This window comes from Methylobacterium oxalidis (assembly GCF_007992195.1).
Lineage (GTDB): Bacteria > Pseudomonadota > Alphaproteobacteria > Rhizobiales > Beijerinckiaceae > Methylobacterium > Methylobacterium oxalidis.
Map to the genome: position 1 here is coordinate 1 of NZ_BJZU01000100.1, position 16,823 is coordinate 16,823.

Below are 16,823 nucleotides of genomic sequence, written 5' to 3' on the forward strand. Positions count from 1 at the left end.
TCCGCTGCACGATCTGCTTGGTGTTCTCGGTGGCCCGCTCGCTGAGATCGACCATCTTGTTCGCGCCGTCGCGAGCAGCATCCGCGAACTGCTTGCCCTGCTCGGCGGTCCTGTCGATGGTCGCCTTGGCCGTGTCGGCAGCCTTGCCGCTCTGATCGGACTGCTTGCTCTGGTTGGAATTCTGATTGAACGCCATCTTGGCTTCCTTCTCTGCAGGTTATGGATTCAGGGCGCTTATAAATGAGATAATAAGCACATTGATTTGAGGCGGCGAAGCAAATACCTGATAATTCCGCACTGCACCTAAGTAGTGCCATTCGATGTGCTTTCAAGTCCGGGAAATGTATTTTTCTTCGACTTAATTCTTCATAGGGTTCTTGAGCGCCACGCCTGGAGCGTAAGCTTCTGATTGCGTTGCACAATGCGAGAGCAGCTTGAGAAAACAGGGTAAGGATGGCCCGAACCAAGCCGTGATCCGCACTGCCTCTCAGAGACGCGCAAGTGCCCGGATTGCCGTCTGCGTGTGCCAGCGACCGCCCTGTGGCGTCGCGGCCTCGCGCGGTTCAGTTCAGCCACCATAGCCCGTGCGTGGGCCCAAATGCCCCGGTTTCGTTGACCTGTGTGAGCGACGAACACGGGATTGGAGGCTACGGCTCTGGAACACGAGGGAGCGGGATGATGAGCGAACCGATGCCAGTTGATGGATGTCCGCTCATGGGCCGATTGGTCCTGCTTATGGCAGAGGCCCGCCTCCCAAGAGACGCAGCAGGTCGAGAACATTTTCTAGAAGCTCTCGCCGAACTTGAAGTAGAGGCTTCGGAGGCCGACAGAGCCCCGGAAACCGTCTCAGCTATTAGAGCCGTCAGGATGTTAGTTCACATCCCGGACTGCCCGACGAGCAGGCCGCCCAGAGGGCATTAGGCAAGTCGAAGGGGAAGACTTCCACCACCCGCTCCTGTACCCAATGGCAGTTCAACGCAGAGGCTCCTCTCGCTGCTCTTAGAGCGCTGTCCATCCCTCAGCCCTGAGCGACGGCTGCAATAGCCAGAGCACCTTGCCCTTCACAGAAGTTCGGCTGGCCGCCAGTCACAAGCATCAGTTCGCAAAGGCGTCTCGGGTTTCTGGGTCTCATCACGGGGCCGTTTGCGATGATCTTGGCGGCTATTCGGCCCGCCTGAACATCGTACCGGTGACAGGCAATTCTGTTCCGGAGAAGGATCGGAACAATCTATCTTAGAGCCATACAGTTAAGCATAGGTGCGAATAACACGATAATCCTGCGATGGATTCCGCAAAACGCGCGGTTGATTTATTGCCTGAGTGGCCCATATTAAAGTGATAAGGGCGGTGTCGCCGCCTGAATTTCTTATGATCTTCTCAGGAAGATCGATTAAGGAGAAATATCATGGCCTGGTCTGTTCCCGTCGTTCAGGAAGTTTGTGTCGGCATGGAAGTCACCAGCTACGAGTCGGCTGAGATCGACACCTTCCACTAAGCCTCCACTGGGTCGTTTACCCTTCGCCAATCTGATACGTGGGAGCCGCCTCAGGGCGGCTTTTCTCGTTTCAACCACGATCGAGTGCGGAATCATTCGTCACCCAAATCGTATGGAAGTAGACAATCGTTGACCCTTCGCGCCTGTCAGGCCACGCGCTCCGGATTGCTTCTACGGAGAGCCTGGTGGCGCGCTACTTCTTCGACCTCCACGTTGATCGCGCTGTGACGCGGGACGACATAGGCACGGAATGCTCTCATCTCGGCGAGGTCCGCAAAGCGGCTCAACACCAACTGCCGAATGTCGCCCGGGACAAGATCCCCCAGGATGGCAGTCGGCGCTCGATCGTGGTGCTGGTGACCAACGAGGCTGGCGACCCCGTCTACTCGGCCTCGATCAACCAGGCAGGGCTCTGCTGATCCGCCGAGAGCGAGGACAACGGCAAGCACCTGTCCCACGCGCTCAGCGTTGAGAGTGACATCGCCACTCGGGGAATGCCGACGTGCCCGAGAAATTGGATCGCGCCCTGCTCGATGCTGCCGACCGAGACGTGAGGGAAGCCGAACGCCGCCGGAAGCAACAGGCCGCGCTTGTCGCCCAACTGGCCGAGCAGGGCGCGGATGAGGAGATCCTCCTCCTTGCGAGACGGCTGCTGCTAGAGATCGAGCGGACGATCACGATTGCCCACGCGCATCGATCGGTTCTCCGGAGCCTGATCGAGCGCGAGTAGTCCTTGAGTTCTCCGATAAAACACTCACCGGCATGTGGGAGCGCCGGCACTATCTTCGGAACGGGGGCTGGAGCACTGACTGCCAGATTCTCGCTTCCGATCGCTCTGCTAGCCGGGTTGTGCATGACGATCCCAGCCGGGAGCGTGGGCGCCGCCTGAACAGCATCGGCATCTTGCCCGAGCAGGCTCTCAATCTCACGAATCAACATCGATGGCCGGTACGGCTTGGAGACAAAGCGCGCGCCCACCGGCAGGTCGCCCGGGTCCGGGCACATCTTACCAGAGGTGAGGATGATGGCGATGGCAGGCCAGCGCTCGTGAACCAGACGAGCAAGCCGAAGCCCGTCGATGTCGCCGGGCATGCTTCAATCGGTGAACAGCACCCGCACGTCGGCTTGGGCCTCCAGCAAGGTCATGGCCTCCTGGGCATCATGTGCCTCGAACGGCCGAAAGCCTGCATCCGCCAGAATGTCGGTGGCGATCATCCGGACCAGGAGCTCGTCTTCTACAACGAGTATCCCGGGGAGCTTGTTGTCTGTTCTGGAAACCATCGCTACACCTCGACGCCCAAGACGTACCTTCGTCAGGTCGAGGGCTTCTGAGGCCCTCTGGCACGGCGATGATGGTCGCCCGGAGGAACAACCCCGGCGATGGACTGCTTGTAGAGCAGATCGCGGTTGTGCATGCAATCACGCGAGCTTGTGGGCGCATGATATCTTATAATATTGGAGCCCGGACGAGCTCGAAATACGGCTCCGAAGGCAGCTGTTAACTCGTTGATGCGCGTGAAGTTAACTCGTTGATGCGCGTGAAGAAGGGCAGGACCTTCAAAGCACGATTTCGGCCGCATGAATAAAATTGCCTGCGTCGTAGCTGATGCCTGGGTATGTCAGCCCGCCCCGGATGCGATCGACTCGATGCGCTCGGAGGCTCCTGAGGGTGCTATTGCTGCCGCTCTCTGCTTTGTTCCGATGCGATCAGCCAGCAACTGCGCCTGATCTGTCGGAATTCCATACTGCTCAGTAAGCTCCGCTCTAAGTTGAGACAGCTCTTCTGGTGTGAAGTTCTGCTCGCGCACTGCCGCCACCAGCGCATCCGTTGCAGCCATCTTTCTAAGGTCATGCTTGATCTGGACCATTGAAGGCATCGGGAGCTTGCGGCCGAATTTCATCGATCGTTGCATAGTTATTTTCTCGCCTCACAAAGATAGGTGCGGGGAGCCTCAAAGAAGTGAGCCGCGTATTGAAGGCTCTCAGCTTTGTGGCTTCTAAAAGAGAAATCCAGAGAAATGACATCGTTCCATGACATCCGTCAGCCAGGAACTTTTCTTTTTTCTAAGATCGCCTTCGCACGGTTGTAATTGTTCCCTTGATCGCATAGATAACAGGTATCGAACTTCGGCCAGATATCCGGCTGCGCCGCCAGCTTGGGCGCGTGATCTGCATTTCTCCCCTATTTCGACGACGAGCGACCGAGCGCGTGTCTGCATGCGCTTGGCACATCTTATTGCCTAGGAAGATACGGACATACCTATGAGCATCGGCACTGTGAAGTGGTTCAACGGAACCAAGGGTTTTGGCTTCATCCAGCCTGAGGACGGAAGCAAGGACGTGTTCGTCCACATCTCGGCCGTCGAGCGCGCCGGCATGCAGACCCTCGATGAAGGCCAGAAGGTCTCGTACGAGATGGAGACGGATCGTCGGTCGGGGAAGCAGGCGGCCGGCAACCTGAAGGCCGCGTGAGGTCTCCTCCTTACCGTTTAACATCATGGAAGCCGCTCCAGTCGGAGCGACCTTTTCTTTTCTCTCGCCATCAGCGCTCAGCCGCGATGCGCATAAGGAATGTACGTGGGCCAATTCAAAGCCAGCCAGCTCGTTGATCGTCTTGAGGCCGCTGCCAAAGCGCGGCAGGCTGCGGTAGCCCGGTTTCGAGCACGCCCGTCCGCCGCTGACCCGATTGTCCTCGCACGCCAGTCGGCGCGACGCGCGGTCATCCAGGCCCGAGAGGTTCGGGTCAACGAGCGGGAGATGGCTCGTCTCGCAGCCACGGCTCAGCACGAGGCGGAGGCCCTTGCTGCGCGGGAGCGTGAGGCGGCCGAAGCTGCCCGGCAGGCTGCCGAGAAGGTGGAGCGTCTAGCCGCGCTGGCGGCCGAGCAGAAGGCCGCGCGTGATGCACGTTTTGCCGCCCGCAAGGCCAGAGCGCGGTGGTAGAGTGGCCGCGCACCGCGACGTAGCTCAACCAGGAGGATTGCAGATGTCTCACAAGTTCAAGGTTGGTCAGCGGGTTCGGCAGGCCCGGCAGTCCGGCTCCGTCGATAATGGGAGTGCTGCCAGCAGCATCTTCGAAGTCGTTCGGCTCATGCCGGAGGAGCGTTCGGGCGAGCCAGCGTACCGAGTGAGATCGGCGGCAGGCGAGCGCGCCGTGCTGGAAGGCGAGCTCACCCTCGCCTCCTGACCAGAGTGGAGCCAGGCCAAAGGTGCTTGCTGCGGCGGGCTGTCCTGGAGAATCCGCTACCCCAGTGATCCTTCAAGGCGATCGCGCGGCGGGTACAGCTCACGGCGGCTCGCAGGCCGCGGTGCCCGCTTTAGTCCATGATGCGGCCTAGATCCGCACCGCGATCGGGCGCCGGCGTGATATACCCTGTCCGCGGGCTCTAAGCCTCGGAGGTTGAGGTTTCGAGCCCAGCTACGGATGCGCGGGGCCAGCGCAAGCTCTGGCTTGGCCTGCAGGGTCGGCTGAACCGGCCACGTTTCCAAAGTCTGTGAACCGCTGAAGCCCGAAGCATACGGCGAGCAGATGGCTCTGCTACCGGACGATCCCCGCTGCGGCAAAGCCGAGCCCTTTGCGCAGCCACAACCAAGTGCAAAACTGCTCCCGATCAGCGGGCATAAACTTGCGTAACGCCGAGGAGATGTCGTGGATCTGAGCGTAAATCCCACTGCCAATGAGATGGAATGGGAGTTGATCGATCTGCTCGGCCGCTCAATGGGGTGCATCAGGCAGACCGCTCCGAACGCGTTCACCATCCATCCGGAGGGGCATGCACTGACCACTATGGTGGGGATCAGGCTGGGCCCGCACGCCGCCCTCGATGCCGCACTGGCAGAGATCGAGAGGCATACTCGTGGTGTTTGCCGTCGCAATCCGGGGGAGGACGGGGCCTAGCTGTTCGTGTTGTCCAGCAGCGTACTCCGCCGCATCACAGCACGGAGGCCATGTCCTGCCCTTCAGTCCCAAGCATGCGGGAGCCAGCCGGCGGCCTAGAGGGTTGCCGCACGCTCACGAAGCAGCTGACGAGCACCAGAACGGCTTCGCCACCGTCGGCCGTTCAGGAAAGTAGGCAGGATACTAGTCTTGTCCGAGGGTGTGGCATGAATGAATTTCAGCACGACTTGGCTGGCACCCCAGAGCGGACGTTGGCAGAACGGCATGTCGAGGCGATCCGCCAGCACGGCGGGATCTTTGTCGACGCGGTGCGTCTGACCCGCATGCCGATGCTGGTCACGGACGCCACCCTTCCGGGCAATCCGGTCATCTTTGCCAATCAGGCCTTTATCAGCCTCTCTGGCTACCCTCTCGAGGAGTTACTCGGGCAGGATCCGCACTTCATGAACGGTCGGGAGACCGATCCGTTGGCGATCCAGCAGTACGAGGCCGCAATCCGCGCGGGCCGCGACACGAACCTGGAGCTCCTGCAGTACCGCAATGACGGCACCACCTTCCGTGCGATGCTGTTTGCCAGTCCACTCGACGACGGCCAGGGCACCGTCACCAACCACTTTCTCTCCTACCTCGACATCACCCGCCGCTTCGAGGCCGAGGAGAACTTGCAGGCTCTGACGGCAGAGCTGGAGCAGCGCGTGGCAGCACGGACCCGCGAGTTGGAGACGGCAAACGAGCGGCTGACGAAGTTGGCGGCGGAGCGCGAGATGCTGCTGGTCGAGGTCAATCACCGGGCCAAGAACACTCTCTCGATCGCTGCGGCGCTCTTGAGCCTGCAGGGGCGGCGCCATGCCGACCCGGCGGTGCAGGCGCTTTTTGCCGAGACTCAGGAGCGGCTCAATGCGATGGCGCAGGCGCACGACCTGCTGAGCAAATCCGAGAGCGTGCAGCAGGTTGATGTCGGCAGCTACGTTGCCGACCTCTGCGCTGCGCTGGAGGCAATCACTCCAAGCGACGAGCGCATCCGCTTGGACGCCAAAGCCGAAGACGGGATCTTTGTCAGCGCCGATCAGGCCATTCCATTGGGTTTGGCGCTGACCGAGCTGGTCACCAACGCCGTGAAATACGCGTTCCCATCACCCCGCTCCGGCACGATCCTGGCGCAGGTCCGCCGGCCCCGGCCAGGCCGAATTGAGCTGGTGATCCAGGACAACGGGGTCGGCATGGCGGGCGTGCGCGAGGGCTCGCTGGGCTACGGTCTAGTGCGCTCGCTGGTGCAGCAGATCGAGGGCGACATCGATATCCGCAGTGAAGCTGGCGTGACCGTCACCATCTCGTTCCCAGACCTGCCACGAGAGGGGGCGGAAGGTTAGAGGGGGCACCCCCATTCAGGCCTCACGGATCCGCGTGCGGAAAGCGTGAGTGGTCTTCGCGATCCAAGGTCAGCACCTATTTTCATGCGAGGAGCATGCTCATGGACCCTGCCATCGGTAAGCGCGCAGCCGCTGCCCTCGATGCCTATTGGCTGAGAGTCGGCCTGCCTCCCGACGAGGATACGGCCACGCGCGCTCATGCGGCGATCCGGAACCGGCTGCCGGGCGGCGGATACGATCAGAACTGGCAGGCGCTGTTCGAGGATGCGATGGCTGATATCGGCTGCTCTGTCGATTGGGACGGACAGGCGGTGCGCAGCATCACGGTTTGGGGCCGGCCGTCGGTCGCGCGCGGCGAGCGCTGAGACCCCGCCGCGAAGCGCTGGGCTCAGTTGGGGACGGGTCAAGGGTTCTGAGCCATGGTCGCGCTGCCTGCCTCCTCACCGCCCGCGGATACTGCAATGGCCGCTTCGGTGGTGATCTCTGGGCTGGCTAGATGGCGCCCATGGGAGCAAAGCCGGCCATCCGCATTTCGACGATGGACCAAACTTCGGTTGCAGCGTGAAAGCGCCCTTCGGTTGCGTGCAGCAGCAGCCCGTGAAGGAGAAGCACTGAGCGACCGCACGACGCTGCCAAGCCCTCCTCTCTCAAGTAGGCGGGCACACCCCCACGGGCTGGTCGACATCGGGTCACAAAAACGGTACACAATCCGTGGTTCGGCGACCAAACGGGCTCAATGATATCAATGGCTTATGGACCAAAGGGCCGATTCCGCCCCTGGGCACCATTTTCCTGAGACGGATGCCGGTTGCGGCGCGCGGGACGCGAAGACGCCGCGCGCTCGCCGTTCCGGTCGCCTTCGATCAGTTCCGCGCCGGGGTGCCTCTCAGGAGGCCCCGCTGCCACGCGAGATAGGCGAGGCCCGCCGCGGCCGCGCCCACCGTCGCGGTCAGCATCCACTCGCCCGAGCCGAGCTTCGTGAAGGCGCCGCGGCGCTGCGCGCGCAGGGCCTTGAGCTTCGCGCGGACGAAGGCGTGCCGCGCCGCCTCGATCTCGTCGGAGGAGAGGAGGGCGCGCGCCTGCGGCAGCAATTCGTGGGTGTGGCGATGCAGGTGCTGGTCGACGAGGAAGGTCGCGTCCTCGAATCCGTCGAGCCAGCCGGCCGTCCCCGTCAGCCGGAAACGCATCAGCGCGCCGAGCCGCTTCATGAAGGTGCGGTGCTCGCCGCGCAGCGCGTCGACCAGCCCGGCGGTCTTCTCGCGGGTCCGGAGCGGCGCGTAGAGGGCGGCCTCCAGCGCGACCGCGTGCGCCTCGAGCTCGTCCATCAGATCACCGAGAAGGCGCTCGCGGCTGCGGATGACGCCGGAGCCGTTCAGGGCGTAGGGAATGTCCCGGATGAGCTGCGCGATCTTCTCGTGGTCCCGCGCGATCAACTGCCAGAGATCCATACTCGTACTCCTCGCAATGGGATCTCGTAACGGCGGCCGGAACGAGGCGTTCCACCGCGCGGCCTGTCGGGGGAGCGCCGCCTTCAGAACCGCGAGAGCCGGGCGCCAACCGTCGCGAGGAAGCGGCGGCGGCGCTCCGGCGAGCAGGAATCCATGCCCGTCAGCGCGATCCAGTCGAGCCGGCAGCGGGGGGCGCAGAGCGGACGGATGCCGTGGCGGAACACACGCCAGTCCGGCCAGCCGATCAGCCAGAGGAGCCAGCGCGGCGAGCCGTAGGTCGTGACGACAGCGATGCGGCGGATGTCGGTCAGGCGCGGCTGCAGGTCGCCCGGGCCGGCGAGGTGGAAGGCGACGCCGGGCAGCCAGACGCGGTCGATCCAGCCCTTCAGCATGGCCGGCAGGCCGAACCACCAGGTCGGATACACGAGGACGAGGGCCTCCGCCCGGCGCAGGGCGGCGATGTGGGAGGCGAGGGCGCCGCGATCGGCGCCTTCCTCGTAGTAGCGGCCGCGCTCCTCCTCCGACAGGGCGGGCTCGAAGCCCTCGGCGTAGAGGTCGCGCACCTCCACCGCGTGACCCCGGCTCTCCAGGGTACGGATCGCGGCCTCGCGCAGGGCCGCGCAGAAGCTGTCCGTCCGCGGGTGGCAGTAGATGAGCAGGACGTTCATGCGGCGCCTCCCGGGGCCTTGCGCCTCAGGGATCGCCCGCGAGGCGGGCGAGCAGGTCCGCGTCGGCGAAGCCGTCCGGCCTGAGGCCGGCGGCGTCCTGGAAGGCCCGGATCGCCGCGCGGGTCTTCGGGCCCATCTTGCCATCGACGCCGCCCGCCTCGTGCCCGCGCGCAGCGAGCTTGGTCTGCAGGTCGCGGATCTCGTCCGGGCTGAGCGGGCGCTTGTCCCGCGGCCAGTCGCGCGCGAAGCCGCCCCGGCCCCGCAGCCTGTCCGAGAGGTGGGCGACCGTGAGGGCGTAGGACAGGGCGGTGTTGTAGCGCAGGATGACCCGAAAGTTCGGCCGCAGCAGGAAGGCGGGGCCGCCGGCGCCCGCCGGCAGCGCCAACGCCGCGCGCGCCTCCGGGTCGCCGACGGGCCGCCCGTCCGCCGGCTTCAGGCCACGCTCCAGCCACTCCGAGAGCGGCCGCTCCGTGGTCTCGTCCGCGAGGCGGTAATCGAATCCGTCCGGCAGGGACACCTCGAAGCCCCAGCCCTCGCCCGGTCGCCAGCCCGAACTGCGCAGGTAGCTCGCCGTGGAAGCCAGCGCGTCGGGGATCGATCCCCAGATGTCGCGCCGGCCGTCCCCGTCGAAATCCACGGCGTGGTCGCGGAAGGTCATCGGCATGAACTGCGTGTGGCTCATCGCGCCGGCCCAGGAGCCGGTCATGCGCTCCGGGCTCACGTCGCCCTTCGCCAGGATTCCGAGGGCCGCCACGAGCTCGTCGCGCCAATAGCCGCCCCGCTTCGCGTCGCCGCAGGCCAGCGTCGCGAGCGAGCGGATGACCGGCCTGACGATGCCCGGATCCTCGAGCACCGCTCCGTAGGTCGATTCCACGCCCCAGATCGCCACGAGGATGTGCCGGTCGACGCCGTAGGTCCGCTCGATCGTGTCGAGGGTCGGCGCCCACTCGGCGAGCTTCGCGCGGCCGGTCTCGACGCGCGCGTCGGTGACCGTGGCCTCGATGTACTCCCAGATGGGCCGCACGAACTCGGCCTGGCGGTTGGCCGCGGCGAGCACGGCGGGGTCCGGGCCGAGGCGGGACAGCTGCGCCTCGGCGAGCGCCGGGGCGATCCCGCGGCTCTCGGCGAGCGCGCGGAGATCCCGAAGGCAGGTCGCGAACCGCGCGGCTGCGTCCGCTTCCGCATTCGGCTCCGCGCCGGCCGAAGGGGCCTGCGCCGAGGCGGGGCCGAGCGCGGTGAGCCCGAGAGCGAGGGCGAGCAACGCCGACCTCATCTGCGCGCCCTCCCTCATCCGCGCACCCGCCTCATCCGCGCACCCGCGCGAGCACGGAGCGGAGTGCAGGCAGGCTGACACGGCCGGCCCATCCCGGCTCGGCGGCGCGGGCGGGCGGCGCGCCGAGCAGCCGGTCGAGCGCGGCCGGGGGCACGTCGATCAGCCGGTCCCAGGGGAGGGGGCCGAGCTGGGGACCGATCTCGGCGCAGCGGATCTCGCGGTAGCGCAGGCGCCGGGCCTCCGCGATCATCCAGAAGAACACCTCCGCCGCGCCGCAGGGCGTGAACACGACGACCTCGGTCCCCGGACGGCAGAACACGATGTTGGTGAGCGCCGCGCCCATGCAGCCGACGACGCTCCGCGCGCCCTTGAAGGCCGCGACCTGCTCCGCGAAGGAAAGGCCGGCCGCCTCGATCTCCCGAAAGCCCCGCGCCCGCAGGCGGGCCGCGATGGCCGGCTCCACGGCGAAGTCGCGGGTGCGCGAGGGCCGGCGCGTCGCGTAGAGGTCGGCCTGCGGGCCCGGTTCGATCCCGGCGGTCACCGCGTCGAGGCACTGCATGACGATGGGCGACAAGTAGAGGCTGTGCCAGGTGAGGCCGTCGATCACGACGAGCTCGCGCAGGAAGGCCGGGGCGCGCCCGAGCGGCACGATCGCCTCGGAGGGAATCCCCGCGACCTGGAGCGCCGCTGTCGCGACCTGCCGGACCGCCTCCGGCTCGTCGAAGATCAGCACCGGCCAGTCGGCGAGGCCGAGCCGCGTCCGGGCGAGCCAGGCGCGCGGCAGCATCTCGACGATGAAGTGCCCGTAATTGTCGGCGCCGCGGCTCTTGGCGAGAACGCCACGGTCGAGGGCCGGCGCCGAGCCCGCCGAGATGGCGGCCAGGACGGCCGCGTGTCCCCGGCGGATCTGATCGTCCGTGTGGTAGGTCCGCGTCGGCGACAGGAGCTTGCCGGCACCGTCGAAGACCAGCCCCTCCTCGGCGACGTAGACGTCGGTGAGGCGGTAGGCGAGGACGTCGCGGCCCGGATGGATCGAGGCGGACCAGAGCGACTCGAGGGTCGGGCGGATCGCGTCGGGGACCGGCGCGAGGCAGGTCAGGTGCGGATAGGCGTAGTAGGAATTGGGGCAGGGGATCGCGGCGATCCGCGCGGCCTCCGGCGGATGGACGATCAGTTCCTCGATCGGGCCCGACAAAGCGTGGCTGTCCCTGCATGCAACCGAGCGGCAAATGCCGTCTTGGCCGCTTTATGCCCTCTCGCGCAACAGGAAGCGACCGCCGGAGCCGCGCACGGCGTGCTCCGGCGGTTTCCGGACCGAACACGGCCCGAGAAAAATCACTCGCAGACGCGGACGCGGCGGAAGAACACGTCGCCGTAGCCGTCCACGTAGCGGCGGCGCTCGAAGTGGCAGACCGGACCCTCGTCCTCCACGTAGACTGGCGGCGGGGCGCGGTAGACGGGGCGGCCCGGATAGTAGCCGTTCTGCGAGGACGCGATGGCTCCGCCGACGGCGAGGCCGCCGAGCACGCCGAGCGCCGCGGCGCCGCCGGGGCTGATTCCGTCCCGGGCCTGGGCGGCCGGCACCGCGGCGACGGCGAGGCCACCGGCCACAAGCGCCGTGGTGAGAAGCCTGAACATGGTTCGATCTCTCCTGTGGGGCGGACACCCGGGGACCCGGATCGGCCGCGAAGACTGAGAAGAACAGCAACGCTATTGGGGCGATAGTTCGGCACGGGATGAACCGGCCGCACGAAACGTACGGCGCCCGGGTGATCAACCTTGGCTGTTCCAACCCTACGGCCGGTCGATCCGCGCGCAGGGGCGCCAGCGCACATCCCGGCGCCTCGGTCGGTGATGCTCCCCGCAAGCCACAGGGTCGGAGGCGCGAAAGCGCGCGAAGCGGCCGCGGCGCGCTTGACCTTCGGGCCGGTTGCGGCTCGAACCGGAGGGCGTCGCGGGCGTTCGCGCCGGAGACGTCGATCCGAGGACGAGGCTGCCATGGCCACACGAGGCTTCACCGGGCGCAGGCCCCCCGAGGCGACGCGGGAGCGGCTGCCGCCCGGGCAGTACCTCACCGAGGACTTCCCCGTGCTGCAGCTCGGGCCGACGCCGCGCATCGATCTCGCCACCTGGCGCTTCACCCTGCGGGACGGCGCCAAGCCCCTGAAGAGCTGGAGCTGGGAGGCGTTCGAGGCGCTGCCGCGCACGACCTGGCAGGGCGACATCCACTGCGTCACCAAGTGGTCGAAATTCGACACCGCCTGGGAGGGCGTCACGGTCGACGACATCCTGGCGGATGCCGGGGTCGCCGCGCCGACCGAATTCGCCCTGGCGGAAGGCTACGACGACTACACCACGAACGTGCCGGTGGCCGACCTCCGCGGCGGCCGGGCCATGGTGGCGACGCGCTACGCGGGCGCGCCGATTCCGCCGGATCACGGTGGGCCCGCCCGGCTCCTCGTGCCGCACCTCTACTTCTGGAAGAGCGCCAAGTGGGTCAACGGCCTGCGCTTCACGAAGAAGGACGAGGCGGGCTTCTGGGAACTGCGCGGCTACCACATGTACGGCGACCCGTGGCGCGAGCAGCGCTTCACCGGTGACTGAGCGCGCCGCCCTGCGCTGGCAGGAGGCCGAGATCGCCGCGATCGAGCCGGTCACGGGCCGCGTGAGGAGCTTCCGCTTCCGGGTCGACTTCGCGGAACGCTTCCGGCCGGGGCAGCACGTCGACGTGCGCCTCACGGCGCCGGACGGCTACCAGGCTCAGCGCAGCTACTCGATCGCCTCGGCCCCGGACGCGTCGGGGACGATCGAGCTGATGATCGAGCACCTCGACGAGGGCGAGGTCTCCGGCTTCTTCGCGAGCGTCGCCGAGGTCGGCGACCGGATCGAGCTGCGCGGGCCGATCGGCGGCTCCTTCGTCTGGACCGGGCGGGACGCGGGCCCGCTGCTCCTCGTCGGGGGCGGCTCCGGCGTCGTGCCGCTCCTCGCCATGCTCCGGCACCGGGACGCCGCCGCGCCGGACGTGCGGGCGCTCCTTCTCTACTCGGCGCGCACCCGGTCCGAGATGATCGCCCGCGAGGAGCTCGAGGCCCGCGCCCGCGACGAGCCCGGCTTCACGCTGATGCTCGCCCTGACCCGCGAGCCGGGCGGCCGCCGCATCGACCGCGCGCGAATCGACGCCGCGCTCGGCGCGCTGGGGGCGCCGGCCCACGCCTTCGTCTGCGGCAGCAACCCGTTCGTCTCGGCGGCTTCCGACCTCCTGCTCGACGCCGGCGTCCCGCCGGGCGTGATCCGGACGGAGCGCTTCGGTGGCTGAGCCGGTCAGGGGCTGAAGATCAGCACGAGGTAGACGAAGAACACGATCAGGTGCACCGCGCCCTCCAGCACCGTCGTGCGCAGGCCCGAGAAGGTGAGGGTGCTGAGGATCAGCGTCACGGTCAGGAGCGTCATCTCGGTCGGCTTGAGGCCGAGCACCACGGTCTGCCCCGTGAGGAGCCCCACCGCCAGGATTGCCGGCACGGTGAGCCCGATCGTCGAGGTGGCCGCGCCGAGGCACAGGTTGATCGCGCGCTGGAGCTCGTTGCGGGCGATCGCCTTGAGGGCGGAGATCGCCTCCGGCGTGAAGACGATCGCCGCGATGAGGACGCCGCCGAGCGCCGAGGGCGCGCCGAGCGCCGCGATGCCGTGGTCGAGGATGGCGGCGAGGCTCTTCGAGAGCAGCACGATCGGCAGGATGTTGGCGAGGAGGAGGCCGATGTGCGTGAGGATCGTGCCGGCGCCGGGCCGCTCGCGGGCCTCCTCCGCCTCGCCCGGCTCGCCGGCCGCATCCATGAAGAAGTCGCGGTGCCGCCCGGTCTGGATCAGCAGGAACACGATGTAGAGAGCCACCGTGAAGACCGAGAAGGTGATCGCCTGCAGGCGGGTCAGCGTGCCGTCGGTGGTCGAGGTGGTGAAGTTCGGGATGATCAGCGCGATCGTGCTGAGCGGGATCAGCACCGCCAGGAAGGCCGAGGCGCCCTGCAGATTGTAGGATTGCTGATGGTGGCGCAGGCCGCCGATGAGCAGGCCGAGCCCGACGACGCCGTTCAGTACGATCATCAGCACCGCGAACATGGTGTCGCGGCCGAGCGTCGGCGCGTCCTTGGCCGAGAGCATCACGGCCGAGACGAGCGCCACCTCGATGATCACGATGGACAGGGTCAGGATCAGGGTGCCGAGCGGCTCGCCGAGCATCTCGGCCAGTTCCTCCGCCTCGTGCACCACCCCGAAGGCCGACCAGACGATCGTGGCGAGGAGCCACAGGAACAGGCCGGTCGCCCAGAGCGGCGAGGCGAGATCGCCGAGCCAGTCCTTGCCGAACCACGCGAAGGCGCCGACCGTCGCCCAGGCCACCGCCAAACGCAGCATTCCGCTCATCGGCCCATCCGTTTCCCTGAGCCGCCCGTCCGCGCGGGAGGCAGGGCGTTCTGCCATCGGAGGCCCGGGGGCGACAGGTGCGGCCCCGAGAAAAGCGGCCTTCCGGTCACCTGATCACGAAACCGTGCTTGTGCGGCGCAACCGGCCCATGCAGCGCCGGCTGTGGTGCCGGCCGCCGGCCCGGAGTAGAAGCACGGGTTCCGCAACCGATTCGAGACCGGCCGCACCCGTCCCCGCACCGCGGGGCTCCGGACGAGCGCCGCCCCTGAAAGTCCGCCCTTGCCTTTCCCGACCCTGCCCGCCCCGATCGCGCGGGCGCTCACCGAGCGCGCCTATCACGAGCCGACGCCCGTTCAGGCCGCCGTCCTGGAGGCCGCGGCCGAGGCCCGCGATCTCCTCGTCTCCGCTCAGACCGGCTCCGGCAAGACCGTGGCCTACGGGCTCGCCGTTGCCGGCACGCTGCTCGGCGATGCCGAGGCGCTGCCGCCGCCGGCCGCGCCGCTCGCCCTGGTGATCGCGCCGACGCGCGAGCTCGCCCTGCAGGTCCACCGCGAGCTGTCCTGGCTCTACGCCGGGGCCGGCGCGCGCGTCGTCGCCTGCGTCGGCGGCATGGATCCGCGTCGGGAGAGCCGCTTCCTGATGGAGGGCGCCCACATCGTCGTCGGCACGCCGGGCCGCCTGCGCGACCATATCGAGCGGCGCAACCTCGCCACCGAGGCGCTCCGCGCCGTAGTGCTGGACGAGGCCGACGAGATGCTCGACCTCGGCTTCCGGGACGACCTCGAGTTCATCCTCTCGGCGACGCCCGCGGAGCGCCGCACGCTGCTGTTCTCGGCCACGATGCCGAAGGCCATCGCGACGCTCGCCGAGCGTTACCAGCGTGACGCCCTGCGGATCGCCGTGAAGGGCCAGGAGCAGGGCCACGCGGACATCACCTACCGGGCCGTCCGGGTGGTGCCGCGGGAGATCGAGCACGTGGTGCTCAACGTCCTGCGCGAGGCCGACGCGCCGACCGCGATCGTCTTCTGCAACACCCGCAACGCCGTGCGGCACCTGCAGGCGGTGCTGACGGAGCGCGGCTTCTCGGTGGTGGCGCTCTCGGGCGAACTCGGGCAGGGCGAGCGCAACGCGGCGCTCCAGGCGCTGCGCGACGGCCGGGCCCGGGTCTGCGTGGCGACGGACGTCGCCGCCCGCGGCATCGACCTGCCGACGCTCAGCCTCGTCATCCACGCCGACCTGCCGCACGACGCCGAGGTGCTTCAGCACCGCAGCGGCCGGACCGGCCGCGCCGGCCGCAAGGGCACCAGCGTCCTGCTCGTGCCGAACGCCCGCCGCCGCCGGGCCGAGCAGATGCTCGCCATCGCCAAGATCGTGCCGGAATGGAGCGGGCCGCCCACGGCGGACGAGATCCGCCGCCTCGACGGCGAGCGCATGCTCTCGGACCCGTTCTTCACGGAGGCCCCGGTCGAGGAGGATCTGGCTCTCGCCGACCAGCTCCTGGCGCAGCTCTCCCCGAAGGATCTCGCCGCCGCGCTCGCCCGAGTCTACCGCGCCCGCCTGCCGGCCCCCGAGGACGTGACGGATCCGGGCGAGGTGCCGGGCCGCCGCGGCTCCTCGAACCCGCGCTTCGACCCGATGGACGCGGAGCGCATCGCCGCGATGGGCCCGGCGGTCTGGTTCCGGCTCAATCTCGGTCGGCGCGACAACGCCGACCCGCGCCGCCTGCTGCCGCTGCTCACCCGCCGCGGCGGCGTCGACCGGCAGGAGATCGGCGCGATCCGCATCTTCGAGCGGGAGACGAAGTTCGAGGTCCGAGGCGGCGCGGCCTCCCGCTTCGCCGCGACCTTCGCGCGCAACGGCTCCCCGGAGATCCAGGTCGAGGCGCTGGGCGGCGAGGCCGCACCCGCCGACCGGCGCGGCCCGAAGGGCCTCAAGAGCCCGCGGGCCGGCAAGCACGCCCGGGTGGCCGGCAAGAAGCCCCGCACGACCTGAGGAGGCCGGCGCGCCGCGCCGCCGCTTCCGTACCGGACCGGCCGCGTCCTGACCCCGAATGTGCGGGTCGGGGTCGCGGCCGTTCGTCATTTTCAGGCCTCGGCCGCTCCGTGCGGGGCCGCCCGCGAGCGCGCGTGCCGGAGGCGTCGAGCGCGCCGCCGCACGCCTCCGCGTGCCCGCGCGGCGCCACCGACGCCCGTTGCTCACGCAACAACTCTGGTCGCCCGAACGCGTCGTAAAAAGATGAGGAACAAAGATCCTCGTCC

The 16,823-nt window shown here is 67.7% G+C and carries 18 protein-coding genes and 1 pseudogene; 11 read left to right on the forward strand and 8 right to left on the reverse strand.

All coding sequences use genetic code 11. The annotated features are described in order from the left end of the window. Positions 1–196, reverse strand: a pseudogene (locus MOX02_RS21530) (phasin family protein); the annotation flags it as partial. Positions 197–1,405: 1,209 nt separating this feature from the next. Here MOX02_RS21530 and pqqA point away from each other — a divergent pair. From pqqA to MOX02_RS31435, 3 genes are all read left to right on the forward strand, one after another. Continuing rightward, complete coding sequence (gene pqqA, locus MOX02_RS21535; protein ID WP_147027854.1) at positions 1,406–1,495, forward strand: pyrroloquinoline quinone precursor peptide PqqA; 90 nt, start codon at positions 1,406–1,408, stop codon at positions 1,493–1,495. Between the two features lie 185 nt (positions 1,496–1,680). Further along, on the forward strand, positions 1,681–1,914 hold the full coding sequence (locus MOX02_RS21540; RefSeq protein WP_147027855.1) for a DUF6894 family protein: 234 nt from the start codon (positions 1,681–1,683) through the stop codon (positions 1,912–1,914). 83 nt (positions 1,915–1,997) lie between these two features. Next, the gene (locus MOX02_RS31435) at positions 1,998–2,225 is read left to right on the forward strand and encodes a hypothetical protein (protein WP_170267950.1); all 228 of its coding nucleotides are present in this window, start codon (positions 1,998–2,000) and stop codon (positions 2,223–2,225) included. Positions 2,226–3,114: 889 nt separating this feature from the next. Here MOX02_RS31435 and MOX02_RS21550 read toward each other — a convergent pair. Beyond that, positions 3,115–3,363, reverse strand: coding sequence for a hypothetical protein (locus MOX02_RS21550; RefSeq protein ID WP_147027856.1), 249 nt, complete (start codon positions 3,361–3,363; stop codon positions 3,115–3,117). A gap of 394 nt (positions 3,364–3,757) precedes the next feature. Between MOX02_RS21550 and MOX02_RS21555 the strand changes: the two genes are divergently transcribed. The 5 genes from MOX02_RS21555 to MOX02_RS21580 all read left to right on the forward strand — a co-directional run bounded on the left by MOX02_RS21555 (position 3,758) and on the right by MOX02_RS21580 (position 7,125). Beyond that, positions 3,758–3,967, forward strand: a complete 210-nt coding sequence (locus MOX02_RS21555) for a cold-shock protein (protein ID WP_109887670.1) — start codon at positions 3,758–3,760, stop codon at positions 3,965–3,967. 105 nt (positions 3,968–4,072) lie between these two features. After that, entirely contained in the window at positions 4,073–4,435 is a 363-nt protein-coding gene (locus tag MOX02_RS21560; protein ID WP_238178677.1) for a DUF6481 family protein, read from the forward strand. Between the two features lie 706 nt (positions 4,436–5,141). After that, complete coding sequence (locus tag MOX02_RS21570) at positions 5,142–5,390, forward strand: hypothetical protein (protein WP_238178675.1); 249 nt, start codon at positions 5,142–5,144, stop codon at positions 5,388–5,390. Positions 5,391–5,596: 206 nt separating this feature from the next. Continuing rightward, positions 5,597–6,760, forward strand: coding sequence for a sensor histidine kinase (locus tag MOX02_RS21575; protein ID WP_147027859.1), 1,164 nt, complete (start codon positions 5,597–5,599; stop codon positions 6,758–6,760). Positions 6,761–6,861: 101 nt separating this feature from the next. Further along, entirely contained in the window at positions 6,862–7,125 is a 264-nt protein-coding gene (locus MOX02_RS21580) for a hypothetical protein (protein ID WP_147027860.1), read from the forward strand. A 498-nt stretch (positions 7,126–7,623) separates the two neighbouring features. Here the strand turns inward: MOX02_RS21580 and MOX02_RS21585 are convergent, their stop codons facing one another. The 5 genes from MOX02_RS21585 to MOX02_RS21605 form a co-directional block, all read right to left on the reverse strand. After that, positions 7,624–8,208 carry a hemerythrin domain-containing protein gene (locus tag MOX02_RS21585; RefSeq protein WP_147027861.1) on the reverse strand — a complete coding sequence of 195 codons (585 nt, stop codon included), beginning with the start codon at positions 8,206–8,208 and terminating at the stop codon, positions 7,624–7,626. An 83-nt stretch (positions 8,209–8,291) separates the two neighbouring features. Continuing rightward, a complete protein-coding gene (locus tag MOX02_RS21590) occupies positions 8,292–8,876 on the reverse strand; it encodes an NAD(P)H-dependent oxidoreductase (protein WP_147027862.1) in 585 nt (194 codons plus the stop codon). 25 nt (positions 8,877–8,901) lie between these two features. Then, positions 8,902–10,149, reverse strand: coding sequence for a lytic murein transglycosylase (locus tag MOX02_RS21595; RefSeq protein ID WP_373866774.1), 1,248 nt, complete (start codon positions 10,147–10,149; stop codon positions 8,902–8,904). Positions 10,150–10,180: 31 nt separating this feature from the next. Continuing rightward, complete coding sequence (locus MOX02_RS21600) at positions 10,181–11,344, reverse strand: glycosyltransferase family 61 protein (protein WP_147027864.1); 1,164 nt, start codon at positions 11,342–11,344, stop codon at positions 10,181–10,183. A 140-nt stretch (positions 11,345–11,484) separates the two neighbouring features. Further along, positions 11,485–11,787 carry a hypothetical protein gene (locus tag MOX02_RS21605; RefSeq protein ID WP_147027865.1) on the reverse strand — a complete coding sequence of 101 codons (303 nt, stop codon included), beginning with the start codon at positions 11,785–11,787 and terminating at the stop codon, positions 11,485–11,487. Positions 11,788–12,147: 360 nt separating this feature from the next. On the opposite strand from MOX02_RS21605, the gene MOX02_RS21610 reads away from it, so the two are divergent. Both MOX02_RS21610 and MOX02_RS21615 read left to right on the forward strand, forming a co-directional pair. Beyond that, entirely contained in the window at positions 12,148–12,753 is a 606-nt protein-coding gene (locus tag MOX02_RS21610; RefSeq protein WP_147027866.1) for a sulfite oxidase-like oxidoreductase, read from the forward strand. Beyond that, entirely contained in the window at positions 12,746–13,465 is a 720-nt protein-coding gene (locus MOX02_RS21615) for a ferredoxin reductase (RefSeq protein ID WP_147027867.1), read from the forward strand. The genes MOX02_RS21610 and MOX02_RS21615 overlap by 8 nt, the downstream gene beginning before the upstream one ends. A 5-nt stretch (positions 13,466–13,470) precedes the next feature. On the opposite strand, the gene MOX02_RS21620 is transcribed toward MOX02_RS21615, so the two are convergent. Continuing rightward, entirely contained in the window at positions 13,471–14,565 is a 1,095-nt protein-coding gene (locus MOX02_RS21620) for a calcium:cation antiporter (protein ID WP_147027868.1), read from the reverse strand. 279 nt (positions 14,566–14,844) lie between these two features. On the opposite strand from MOX02_RS21620, the gene MOX02_RS21625 reads away from it, so the two are divergent. Continuing rightward, positions 14,845–16,557: a DEAD/DEAH box helicase gene (locus MOX02_RS21625; protein WP_147027869.1), complete on the forward strand. Its 1,713-nt coding sequence runs from the start codon at positions 14,845–14,847 to the stop codon at positions 16,555–16,557. The last annotated feature ends 266 nt before the right edge of the window (positions 16,558–16,823 follow it).